A 12,208-nucleotide genomic window follows, 5' to 3' on the forward strand; every position below is an offset into this window, starting at 1 on the left:
AACATCCAAGGTGATGCAATGTTATATATAAAACAACTACTCTATTTTACTTATGAACAAGCATTATCCTGCTTATTCCCAGTCGTTATTTTCTTAACACTAGCCCTTTCAAAAATCGTTTCGATCCCAGGGTTATACCGCTACGATTTCATACTCATCGTATGCCTTCTTATGCAGTGGGTTATGTACAAGACTGGCCTTGAGACGAAAGACGAATTAAAAGTAATTACTGTCTTCCACCTCATCGGCCTTTTACTAGAAATATATAAAGTTCATTTCGGTTCATGGAGTTATCCGGAAGAGGCATATTCAAAGGTTTTTGGAGTTCCACTTTACAGCGGCTTTATGTATGCAAGTGTTGCCAGTTACATATGCCAAGCGTGGAGAAGATTGCATTTACAAATGCATCATTGGCCGAAAGCTATTTTTGTAATACCTCTAGGAGCACTGATTTACTTCAATTTTTTCACACATCATTTTCTATACGATTTTAGATGGTTCTTAACGTTACTTCTATTCATCGTTTTCTTTCGAACATTTGTGGAATTTTCATTACGAGGCGTTACATATAAAATGCCGCTCGTTCTCTCCTTTTTTCTTATCGGATTCTTTATTTGGATTGCAGAAAACATCGCAACATTTTTCGGTGCATGGCAATATCCAAACCAACGGGAAGCTTGGAATCTCGTTCACTTAAGTAAAATCAGCTCATGGTTTTTACTCGTTGTTATTAGCATTATGATTGTTACACAACTCAAACATTTGAAGCAGTTGAAAAGATAATACTGATTATATAAAAATAGTTAGCCCATCACTCATTAGAGGGTGATGGGCTTTTTTTAGTAATATTTTTTAAACCGTCCTTATCAAAGGAGTTATAATTTACAATAGCATAAGCAGTTGCACATTATGAACTACTACTAGCTGAAGATGTTGCTACAGATGAAGCGGCAATCGTTGCCATCATAGCTGCCTGTTGTGCTTGGATGAGGACTTCTATCATTGTTTGTAAACCTGTGTTGGTAGCTTTACTTTCCTCACCTTTCTGACTTACGAACAGTTGAATAGCAATAAGAATACTCGTATCTGTATGCCAACGGAACAATTTCTCCCCTTGCAATTTTTCAATCAACGCTTTAATAGAATGAATCTCTTTTTCACCATCCTCAAGTAACGCTAATAGTCCGATAGCTGGGTAATGCATCTGTTTCGCTTTTACCTTTTCTTGCTTTAACAAATTCCATATGTTTGTGCATGTTGCAACTAACATTTCTTCATGGACATCCTTCTTTAGTGAAAGAATATGACTTAGGAATTGAAGATCATTCCCTTTACGAAAACCAGCTTTCGCTAGTTTCTCATAAAGACGTTCCACTCGGTCCATAAGCGTTTCTACATTCTCTGATTGTCCTGCTAATAAAACCGCGAGCGGATAATCATTTGTACCTGTAAGAAAAAGATGATCCTCTTTCATACGTTTATATACTTGCATCGAACGCTGAATGTGCGTGCCATGTTGTTCATTATCTTCTGTTAAAAGCACAGCTGCTGCAAGATAAGTAAATATACTGCGGCTAAAGCCACCAGCGACCAATTGTTCATATAAATATAAAAACTCCCGAAAAGCTTTCTGGTAATCTGTAAAGTGAATATCTAATGTTGCGGCCACTACAAAACGATGATAAGACTTTAAGTATGAAAACATCCCTACCTGATTCTTAATATAACTACTAATTTCTAAAAAACGTCCGAGATCAAACAGTTTATCACTACCTGCATACATAGCAGCAATCATCATTCCTGTTCGAGAATCGCTCGTTTTCCATTTTAGTTCTCCCTTTAACTGTACATATGTATGTTTATATTGCTCCAACTTTTGCTCTAATGTAATCATAGTATTCACCCCTATTTCTAGTTCTTCTCTATCATTATACTTATATTCCATATTTAGGAATACTACAATTAATAATCACACCATAAAAATTATAAAATCCTCTTATCCTTCTTCATCAGCATCACGATGATAATCCCTAATCCTTCAAGAAGTTAAACAAAAAAGGTAGATAATAATTTATCTACCTTTTTTGTTTATATCATTTAACATTACACCTGTATTGCTTGTTATATGCAATTAAGACTAAAGAGCTTTAATAATACGTTCCATCGCCTTCATTTGTCCAATATGATCAGCTTCATGATAAAGCATCATACCGTAAAGCTCACCAACTGTTTCTAGTCCTAGGAACGGCTCTGGCAGTTTATTTTCAAATGCTTCTGCTGGAATTTCTTTAATACGTTTTGCTTGTTCTTTTAATTGGACCGTTAACACTTCTAATGATGGTCCTTCTGTTGTCCATTTAGATGGTCTTGATCCATATCCAAACATACCTGGATATTCAGTTGGTAATTGTTTGAATTCTTTTCCAAACATGAAAACTTCTGCTGCCGTTAATACATGACCGATATGCCAACGAATTGTATTGTTAAAACCCTCTGGCTGCGTATCCACAGTTTTATCATCTAGCGTCTCCATAAATTTAAGTAATGCCCCGCGCGTTATTTCAAATTGTTTTAGACCAATTATTCTATTCATTTTATCGTTCTCCTTCTTCATGTACATTTTATTATGAACTAAGAATGTTCAATTCATTAAAGTTTCACTTTGTTTAATCTATCAGAAACAATGAAGAAATACATCTAATATGCTTAGTAAAAATAATAAAAAGGTTCACCTCTCGTACATATAGAATTACTTATTACACAAATAGTTTAGTAAATAAAAGAGGAGTGTTAATTTCATGTTACATGTTTTAAAACAGCAATATAATCTTATTAGCTCTACAAGAGAAACTCTATTTTCGTTTTTGGAAGAAATCCCAGTAGAAAAATTACATAGCACAGTTCCTAATTTCGGGAGCGGTAGCATTATAAAGACTCATATTCATGTAGCCGATTGCTACCGATACTGGCTTGGATCATTCGCATTTAAACAAAAGCGAGTAGACTTTTCATTTGCTAGCGATTACGAAATTGAGCATGCAGATGTGAAAAAAGTTCGCGCTAGATTTAAGTTAGTAGACGAGACTGTACAACGGTTTTTAGATGAATACAATGACCGTTGGCTCGAAAATATTGCAAATGAAGTAAAGTGGCAAAAAGAGCCTTGGAGTACAACTCCGCTATGGCTTTTAACTCATACGGAAACGCATGAGTTTCATCATAAAGGACAAATTGTATCAATGGCTAGGCACCTTGGATATACTCCTCCTGATACAGACCTTAGTTAATACATTCATGTTCATTTCAAAGCGGAATGAGCAGCAAGAATAATAGTATGATCAAAAAACTCGTTGATACATTTTGTTGTGTATAAAACTTTTATTATTTGTTTTAGGTATACCATACCATTATAAAATTCATGTAACATCGAATTAAGGTTCATATTTTTTATGTAACTCATTGAAGAAAGTTTAAGTATTTATACATTCAATTACTAACTAAAGGAGAAAATTATAATGAGATTAGAGAGCGAAAGAATTTATTTAAGGCCTCTTTGCCAGCTAGATGCTCCTATTATATTAGAAAGTACAATGGATGATGAAATAAGATATATGACTGGAACTAAGTCCACTTTTTCATTGGAGCAAATTACGAAACATATAGATCATATAAATAATGATTCAAGTCGCTATGATTTCGCTATTTGTTTACAAAGTACTGAAGAGATGATTGGAGAGTTGTCGATTTTAGATATCGATGAGGAGAACAAAAGAGCAGGATTCAGAATATCAATGCTTTCAATAGCATTAACAGGACAAGGTTATGGAACTGAAGCTATTAAAATAGTTTTAAGATTTGTTTTTGAACAACTATCATTAAATCGTTTACAGTTAGAAGTATTTAGCCATAATTTACGCGGAATTAAAGCTTATGAAAAAGTTGGTTTTGCAAAAGAAGGAACCTTACGTCAATCTTTATTTTATAACGATACATACTCAGATGAAATTATTATGGCCATACTTAAAAGCGATTATATAGAGAGACCTTTGTAAATGAATGTACTTAATCTATTAAACAATTTTAAAGAACCTTACCACAATAAAATGCAGTAAGGCTCTTTCATTTTTATATCAAATAACAGCTCTTAAAACATGTATAATCGTATCAATACCAAATAGTCTCCGCATAATTATATGCATCACTATTCGGAATTGCATGTTTCCCCTGCGCTTGTGCTTTTCTTGGATCTAAATCATATACCATTGGCGTATAGCATGATGTTTGCCCTTTATTTACAACACCATTTCCTCCAGCACTTCCGCAAGTGTATGCCTTTCCATCTGTTTTTCTAACAATCCTTGCATCAGCTTCATTATTATAAACTGCCAGGCGAGTTACAGTAACTTTTGCCCACGCTGTTTTACACGTCGTGCTAAATTTTAATTCCACATAAGAATTTGAATCAATCCACTTCTTTTCTTTCGTTACTGCTGATTGATCACAACTATTGTAATACGGACTTTTCCCATCATACGAATGGTCTTCTGCAAATGCTTTATCATTATTGGTCGTACTAAACACACTAGTTACGACGAGCAATGCCAGACAAAGACATGCGCTTACCTTTTTAATAAGTTTCACAGGATTCCACTCCTTTATTAATAACGTCCAGTTTTCCCGTAACCATTATTAATCGTCACTGCTTCGGCATCAGCTGTATAACCAAAATCAGCAGTTAAATCAAACACCATTCCTGTATAAGTGCTCGTTTGCCCCGTTTTAATTGCTCCATTACCACTATTAGAATCTACTGATTTTTGGAATACACCATTTTTATATTTATTAATAACAGCGTAAGCATATACTCCTCCAGAAACAGAAGGTGCTGGTTGATCTAAAACAAGCTTAGACCATGCCGCATGACATGTATTACTGTAACGTAAATACACTGTTCCTACTTTTTTACTACCTTCATAAACTGCTGTAGACTTTGCATTAAATCCATCTGCATCACATGTTGTACTTCCCCCATATACTTTCGTTGTTGCTGGATTTTTTCCGTCATAATAGCTACTCAGATCAGTAGCTGCAAATGTACTTTCTTGAAAACTAAATAATACCCCTACACTCGCTACACTTAACACACATACTTTCATTAACTTTTTAAACATTTTTAATTCCCCCTCAAAATGATTATGTATACTAAACACAACCTATACTGCTGTGTCAGCCCTCCTTCCATGCTTCCTAGAGGCATCTTACAAAAACGAATTAACGTTGTAAATTCCCTTATGATTATTGGAATATACGAAGAACTTTACTTATCCTTGTAAGAAAAAAAGTTGAGAAATACACATTTTATAGCATCCTTTATTTAAAACATAAAAGAACCGATACTTGTTATATTCAAGCATCGGTTCTTTATACAAAATTGCCATTTTTTCTTTTATATAAAATAAATATTTCTCCACTTAATTTGTTGTAAAAAACTCCCTCGTTACATCAATAAATTGCTGCAGTGGTGCTGTCATCCATTTATCTTTATGCCAAGCAATTTGTGTATAAATTGGAGGTATTGTTTCGTTTAACATTAACTCCTTTAACGTCCCTTCCCGTATATCTTTTTCTACTACTATCGCTGGTAAAACGGCTATACCTAAATCTGCAATAACACATTGTTTAATTGCTTCCACACTAACAAACTCAATTTTATTTGCTGGATATAGATCTTCCCCGCGAAATAGCTCTTCAAATAAAGTTCTATATGAGCAGCCTAATTCTGTTAATAAAAGTGTTTCACTCTCTAAATCTTTTATAGAAACAGTAGTCTGTTCAAGTAAAATATGCCCTGGAGCAGCTACTACTTTTAATTCTTCTTTCATAAGTGGTTCCACATGTAAAACATCTTCTGTTTTACATTCGTCCAAAATAAATGCAAGATCTACTTTTCCCTCCATCAATTGTTCCTTCGCATCTTTATTGGAATGTGCTGGTTTAAATATAAGCTTTATTTTGGGGAATTGTATTTTAAACCTCTTTAATATAGAAGGCAGTCTGTATGTACATTGACTTTCTTGTGCACCAATTATTAACGTACCTGCTATTTCCTCATCATCTTTCACGGCCGTCTTTGCTTCGTTACTAAGTGCGATTATCTTGTCTGCATATAGTTGAAACTTTCTTCCTGCTTCAGTTAAGAAAAGACGTTTCCCTAATCTCTCAAATAGTGGTGTATCGAGCTCAGCCTCTAACGTTTTAATTTGTGCTGTAACGCTCGATTGAGCAAAGTTTAATTTCTTCGCAGTTTGTGTAAAGTTCAAAGTATCTGCTGCTACTTTAAATGTAATTAATTGTTTTATCTCCATTTATCATCCCTCTTTTTCAATCGATATTTCCGATTGATTTCATCGAAATAATCCTCTTTGTCTATTGATATTTATATTGTATGATAAAGAGCATCGACAAACAATAAAATGGAGGTATTCCATATGAAAGCACTTTGTTTCGAAACATTCGGAGATGCTGATGTACTTCAATATAAAGAAATCCCTGATCCAATCATTAATCCAAATGAAATTCTTATCCGCACGAAAGCAATCGGTCTAAATTTCGCAGATATTTATAGACGCCGTGGTGATTATCACCTCGCTGGTAACCCTCCTTATATATTAGGTTATGAAGGCGCTGGTATCGTTGAAGAAGTAGGTGCTAACGTTACTACTATCAATCCTGGAGACCGTATTGCATTTGCTGACGTTCCATTCGCAAATGCAGAATTAGTTGCCGTTCCAGCAGAAAAAGCAATCCCGCTTCCAGATTCAATTTCTTTTGAAACAGCCGCTTCTATCTTATTGCAAGGTCTAACGGCACATTATTTAACGAAAGATAGCTATCAAATAAAACAAGGTGATACAGCTTTAGTCCATGCTGCGGCTGGTGGCGTTGGTCAACTTCTTATTCAAATGATTAAACTACAGGGTGGAACAGTAATCGGTCTTACGTCATCAACCGAAAAAACCAAAGTAGCCACGTTAGTTGGGGCTGATCACGTATTTTTATATACTGAAAAATGGCATTCAAAAGTACTTGAAATAACAAATGGTACTGGAGTAAATGTTGTATATGAATCAGTAGGCTCTACACTAGAGAAAAGTTTTAACGCTACTAAAATCGGTGGTACTGTCGTATTTTACGGAATGGCCGGTGGTAATCCTGCGCCCATTGATCCACGTATGCTTATGGATACTTCGAAAACTTTAACTGGCGGAGACCTTTGGAACGTACTTACTACTTTTGAAGAACGTAAGCAGCGCTCTACTCAATTATTTGATTGGATCGCTACTGGAAAATTGAACATTGCAAGTCCTACTACATTCTCTTTACAAGACGGTGCCCGTGCACATGAATTATTAGAGAGCAGAAAAAGTACTGGGAAGATTTTATTGATCCCATAATTCATAAAATGAAAAGAAAGCTAGATTAAAATTTTGTGAAGACCTATAGTGAAAAAAATTGATAAATGAAAGGACATAACATATTTTATATAACTAATATGTTATGTCCTTACTTCTTCAAATAACGATCCCATGTATCACTCGAATAATTTTTGAGCTCTTTTCTCAATTAAAACTCCCTTTAATTGCATATGTTCTTTTATTTGTATATTGCTAGAAAATTATCATTTTTATTTATGAATAAGGCTACGTACCGATTTAAGCTAAAAACTAGATTTTGATCCTATAACAACAGTGGCATCTAATTCCTCATCTCTAGTCACTTTCGTGGTAAGCCCAGCACCAGCAAAGATTTCAAAAGTCTGAGTTGCCTGCATTTCACTCGTCTCTATTAAAAGATGCCCTCCCGATGCGAGCCAGAGAAATGCTTCTTTTGCTACTCTTCGCTGAATGTCGAGTCCATCCTCTCCTCCGTCTAGCGCCATTTTCGGTTCATGTAGACGGGCCTCCTGTGGAAGCAGCTTTATTGTCTCGGTAGGAACATAAGGTACGTTTGCAACTAGGGTATTCACATGGCCTTTAAGTGCGTGAGGCAAAGCTTTATACAAGTCACCTTCAAAAACATGGCCACCGAAATTTGTTACGTTGCGGCTAGCACATCGTACTGCGACAGGATCAATGTCAACAGAATACAATTCAATTCGTCCTAAAGCTGCCGCCAGAGCTACACCCACAGCACCTGAACCGCAACATAGATCAACGACGATATCACCAAAGCATAACAGAGCTTCTGCTTGGCGAACAAGAAACTCGGTACGTTGACGAGGTACGAAAACACCTCGGTCCACTTCTATCCGCAACCCACAAAATTCTGCGTATCCAACAACATATTCAAGTGGCAAACCATTGGCTCGCATTTCCACCATTCTCTTGAGCTCCTCTGGAGTTCGGGCTGCTGAAATAAGTAACCGGGTCTCTTCTTCTGCGAAAACACAACCCGCGCTCTGAAGTCTGTTAATTATACATTTTTCCGTTTTATTGTCCAAGAAGGAATTACATTCTTTTCCTATTTATCTCACCACTTTTTCTTATTTATAACCCTGTATTCGCTAAAAATTGGATGTATCCTTTTTAACAAAGTGGTCCTATTCAAAAAAATACGCCCTTATTCAATTAAATGACCCGATTGTTGAACAAAGAAACGTTCTACACAATAGAAAGTTTCATTATAATATCCCAATATAACCTTATAAATGATGCACTAAAAAATAAAAAGGAAGCTAGATTTTACTAACTTCCTTTTCTTATATCTATTTAAGATAGTATTATATTTCCACACTTTCTTTCCCTTTTGCAACATAACTCATATCTCCAACCGACTCCACTGTGTATGTTCCATCTTGATATACAATCTTCGTCACGCTAGCATTTTCCACTCCAAGTTTTGTTTTGCTACTGTCTAACATTTCTATTAAGGTAGTAATCAAAAGCCCATGAACGACAACTAAGACGTTACCGCCACCATTTCCAGCAGCTTCTTCACTAATTTTATCTATCTCTGTTTTTATACGAGTAGAAAACAATTCCCAATCTTCCGCCTGTTTTGTCGGATCTGCTACTCTAATAAGATTAATCACTTCTTGAATAGAAAGCTTCAAGAGTTCTTCTGGTGATGCAACGCCTGCAGCTTTTCCAACCACATCCCACATATTCTCAAGTTTTTCACCTTCAAAAATACCGAAATTTAATTCTCGCAAATCTTTTCTTTGCTCAAGTTTTAATTTTGATTGCTCACTATATTTTAATACTAAATTAGCAGTTTCAATTGCGCGGCCGCTATCACTACTATACGCATTCATAAAATGAATATCTTTTAATCCTGTTCCTAAATTTGTGGCAACTTCAACACCTCTTTCTACTAAAGGAGAATCTGCCCAACCTTGCGCGCGATGATTCGTATTTAATATTGTTTTACCGTGTCTTGTAACATATAACGTCACTACATTCTCATTGCTATGTGTTTCTCGCTTATTCATTTCATTCTCTCCCTTTACGTTTCTATATCAATTTTACCACCTCAATTATTCATTGAGCAAAATATACGTCAGTAGATCCGCTTAATAAAAAAAGCTATCTTTCTGTATATCCATACAAAAAGATAGCATCTTTTATGATTACATTTCTTAACCGGTACTCCTATTCAGCAAAAGCACTCGAATATTGTACAATTCCTTCTACACCTCGAAGAGAATTTTCTGTTAATTCCATTATCATAAATACCTCTTCAGGCACTTCAAACGGTGCTTTTACATTCCACTCACTTGCTTTCTTAAAACCAAATTTCGGGTAGTACTCTGGATGTCCTAATACTACAACTGATCCGTATCCAAGTTGTTTCGCTTTTTCTAAAGCAGCCGTAATCAGTTTTCCACCAATTCCTTTCTTCTGATGGCCCCTAGCAACTGAAACTGGTGCAAGTGCTAACGATTCTACAGAAGTTCCATCTTGTTCTATCGCAATTTTAGATAACATAATGTGACCGACTATTTCCTCATCTACTGCAACGATTGATAACTCTGGAATAAATGCGTCACACTCTCTAATACGTTTTACAAGTTCATGTTCCTTTTTATCACTAAACTCTTCATGTAAAAATGCTTCTTTTACAACTTCTTCTGTTTTTCTATAATCATTTTTTTGTTCTTGTCTAATCGTTACCATTTTAACTTATCCTCTATTCTTTCTTATTTCTTTTTGAATTTTACGAAGTGCTTTTTTCGATCCGCGCTCAATATCGTGTTGCATTTTCCTCTCTTTATAATCGACAAATAGTGTATTTAAATCGTATCCCTCTGGATATAACTCCTTCGCTGCTACCTCTAAAGTAATACGTTTTACATTTACTTCAACGAATTCACCGTTATAATATACAACGACGTTATAAAAATTATCTTTTTCCTTATAGATGATACCAAAATCATCATAATCTAATAAATTCACACGATCGCCGATTTTGTACTCATAATGAAATTCTCTTTTTTCTTGTACAAATTTCGGTTTTCTAATTTTACTTTCATTCACTTTTTCTAAAGCGTACTCTTTATTTCCCATGTACTCTTTCGCTCTTTTCAGCACATGTTCTTTTACGCTCATTTTATTCGCAATCCAAAGTGCATTACTTTCTCCTGATTTTCCGATAACTAATTTATAAAGCGGCTCTAGCGTTTCACTATTAAACTGCATCGCTGCATTCATAAAGTCATCGTGCATTTCTGAGAATCGTTTAATTTCTCCGTAATGCGTACTCGCAACGGTAATACATCCCGTAAGGTACAACTCTTCTAAAATAGATATTGCAAGTGCTGCACCTTCATTCGGTTCTGTACCGCTTCCTATTTCATCAAATAAAAGTAACGTATTATTATTTGACATCCTCATAATCTCAGAAAGATTTTTCATATGAGATGAAAATGTACTTAATGCGTTTTCGATACTTTGATTATCACCAATATCTACAAATACCTTTTCAAAAATAGCGATTTCTGTACCTTTATCTCCTGCAATATGAAGACCTGACATTGTAGCTAATGTTAACAATCCAATCGTTTTTAACACAATTGTCTTTCCGCCCGCATTCGGCCCTGTAATAATTAAACTACGATACTCTTGACCAATTTTAAAATTTAAGGGTACAACTTGCCCTGTTAAAAGCGGATGCTTACAATTCACTAAATGAATGTAGCCATGATCATTTAACTTCGGTTCTATTCCATCAATCGATTTACTAAACTTCGCTTTTGCAAATACCATATCATACTGACTAATTAGCTCCATATTAATCTTTATACTATAAATGTTTTCTAACACCATTCCTGATAAAGTCGCTAAAATTTGATATTCTTCAACCGCTTCTTCTGCTTTCAAACCCGCTAGTTCCGCATTCAATTTCGTAACCGTATGCGGTTCTATAAATACAGTAGAACCTTTTGCCGAGGCTTCAATAATACTTCCAGCAACTTGGTTTTTATAGGAAGATTTAATTGGAATCGTATAACGGTCATCCTTTTTACTAATAAAGAATTCCTGAATGAATTTCTTATTTGCACTACTATTTAAAAACTTCGTTAAACGTTCTTTTATTTTCCCATCTACAGAATCGATATTATTTCGAATTCGTTTTAACTCTTTACTTGCAGCTGCATCAATACTATTTCCTTTAATTGAAAAGTTAATTTCCTCTTCAATACTTTTATATTCAGTCATTGAATTTGCATAAGAAGCTAATACTGGTGCAAAAAATTCTTTATCTAACATAAACTTTTTAATCTTTCTACATCCGCGTAAAAAGTCTGAAACACTGACTAATTCTTCTGGATCTAAAATCATCCCTTTTTCTAATTTTTGAATTGTACTAGCAATATTAGAAATGCCGAAGAAAGGAACATGCCCTTCTGCATCTAATATAGCTCGTGCTTCTGTCGTTTCATTCAACCGATTTCTCACTACTTTTATACTCGTACTCGGCTCTAATTTGTTTAATAATTCCTTACCTAATCCACTTACACAATAAGATTTCACTATATCCTTTAATTCGTTATATTGTAGCTTTTCAAAAGTCATCGTATTCATTTTGTTTCTCCTCACTATGATTGATTTTTATCATAAATGAAGATACCTACTCATTAGATTCCAATGAGTCATATATAAAATTCCATAATTATACAATAAAAATATATACAAAAAAGCTGCGGGGA

General features: G+C 34.8%; 13 protein-coding genes. 4 read left to right on the plus strand and 9 right to left on the minus strand.

The genetic code is table 11. The annotated features are described in order from the left end of the window. Nucleotides 1-18 precede the first annotated feature (18 nt). The gene (locus tag N2V80_RS17045) at nucleotides 19-783 is read left to right on the plus strand and encodes a DUF817 domain-containing protein (protein ID WP_061655013.1); all 765 of its coding nucleotides are present in this window, start codon (nucleotides 19-21) and stop codon (nucleotides 781-783) included. A gap of 124 nt (nucleotides 784-907) precedes the next feature. Here N2V80_RS17045 and N2V80_RS17050 read toward each other — a convergent pair whose 3' ends face one another. Together N2V80_RS17050 and N2V80_RS17055 are read right to left on the minus strand one after the other, a co-directional pair. Then, nucleotides 908-1,945, minus strand: coding sequence for a DUF4003 domain-containing protein (locus N2V80_RS17050; protein WP_142307792.1), 1,038 nt, complete (start codon nucleotides 1,943-1,945; stop codon nucleotides 908-910). A 192-nt stretch (nucleotides 1,946-2,137) separates the two neighbouring features. Continuing rightward, nucleotides 2,138-2,614 (minus strand): DinB family protein, encoded by a 477-nt coding sequence (locus N2V80_RS17055; protein WP_113623480.1) that lies wholly within the window; start codon nucleotides 2,612-2,614, stop codon nucleotides 2,138-2,140. A gap of 184 nt (nucleotides 2,615-2,798) precedes the next feature. On the opposite strand from N2V80_RS17055, the gene N2V80_RS17060 reads away from it, so the two are divergent. Both N2V80_RS17060 and N2V80_RS17065 read left to right on the plus strand, forming a co-directional pair. Next, nucleotides 2,799-3,287 (plus strand): DinB family protein, encoded by a 489-nt coding sequence (locus N2V80_RS17060; protein WP_000903460.1) that lies wholly within the window; start codon nucleotides 2,799-2,801, stop codon nucleotides 3,285-3,287. Between the two features lie 228 nt (nucleotides 3,288-3,515). After that, entirely contained in the window at nucleotides 3,516-4,052 is a 537-nt protein-coding gene (locus N2V80_RS17065; protein WP_001235431.1) for a GNAT family N-acetyltransferase, read from the plus strand. A gap of 112 nt (nucleotides 4,053-4,164) precedes the next feature. On the opposite strand, the gene N2V80_RS17070 is transcribed toward N2V80_RS17065, so the two are convergent. The 3 genes from N2V80_RS17070 to N2V80_RS17080 all read right to left on the minus strand — a co-directional run bounded on the left by N2V80_RS17070 (nucleotide 4,165) and on the right by N2V80_RS17080 (nucleotide 6,365). Next, complete coding sequence (locus N2V80_RS17070) at nucleotides 4,165-4,641, minus strand: DUF2690 domain-containing protein (RefSeq protein WP_000767004.1); 477 nt, start codon at nucleotides 4,639-4,641, stop codon at nucleotides 4,165-4,167. A gap of 17 nt (nucleotides 4,642-4,658) precedes the next feature. Beyond that, nucleotides 4,659-5,171, minus strand: coding sequence for a DUF2690 domain-containing protein (locus tag N2V80_RS17075; protein WP_000473748.1), 513 nt, complete (start codon nucleotides 5,169-5,171; stop codon nucleotides 4,659-4,661). 300 nt (nucleotides 5,172-5,471) lie between these two features. After that, on the minus strand, nucleotides 5,472-6,365 hold the full coding sequence (locus tag N2V80_RS17080; RefSeq protein ID WP_048568285.1) for a LysR family transcriptional regulator: 894 nt from the start codon (nucleotides 6,363-6,365) through the stop codon (nucleotides 5,472-5,474). A gap of 123 nt (nucleotides 6,366-6,488) precedes the next feature. Here N2V80_RS17080 and N2V80_RS17085 point away from each other — a divergent pair, with 123 nt between their 5' ends. Beyond that, nucleotides 6,489-7,454: a quinone oxidoreductase family protein gene (locus tag N2V80_RS17085; RefSeq protein WP_000645263.1), complete on the plus strand. Its 966-nt coding sequence runs from the start codon at nucleotides 6,489-6,491 to the stop codon at nucleotides 7,452-7,454. 263 nt (nucleotides 7,455-7,717) lie between these two features. On the opposite strand, the gene N2V80_RS17090 is transcribed toward N2V80_RS17085, so the two are convergent. From N2V80_RS17090 to N2V80_RS17105, 4 genes are all read right to left on the minus strand, one after another. Continuing rightward, the gene (locus tag N2V80_RS17090; RefSeq protein WP_002196763.1) at nucleotides 7,718-8,500 is read right to left on the minus strand and encodes a putative protein N(5)-glutamine methyltransferase; all 783 of its coding nucleotides are present in this window, start codon (nucleotides 8,498-8,500) and stop codon (nucleotides 7,718-7,720) included. Between the two features lie 279 nt (nucleotides 8,501-8,779). Further along, nucleotides 8,780-9,490, minus strand: coding sequence for a histidine phosphatase family protein (locus N2V80_RS17095; protein ID WP_001042057.1), 711 nt, complete (start codon nucleotides 9,488-9,490; stop codon nucleotides 8,780-8,782). Between the two features lie 160 nt (nucleotides 9,491-9,650). Then, nucleotides 9,651-10,175 carry a GNAT family N-acetyltransferase gene (locus tag N2V80_RS17100; protein ID WP_061655015.1) on the minus strand — a complete coding sequence of 175 codons (525 nt, stop codon included), beginning with the start codon at nucleotides 10,173-10,175 and terminating at the stop codon, nucleotides 9,651-9,653. Between the two features lie 6 nt (nucleotides 10,176-10,181). Continuing rightward, entirely contained in the window at nucleotides 10,182-12,083 is a 1,902-nt protein-coding gene (locus tag N2V80_RS17105) for an endonuclease MutS2 (RefSeq protein WP_061655016.1), read from the minus strand. Nucleotides 12,084-12,208 lie beyond the last annotated feature (125 nt).

The sequence above is a fragment of the Bacillus sp. FSL W8-0640 genome (genome assembly GCF_038007725.1).
GTDB classification, from domain to species: domain Bacteria; phylum Bacillota; class Bacilli; order Bacillales; family Bacillaceae_G; genus Bacillus_A; species Bacillus_A cereus.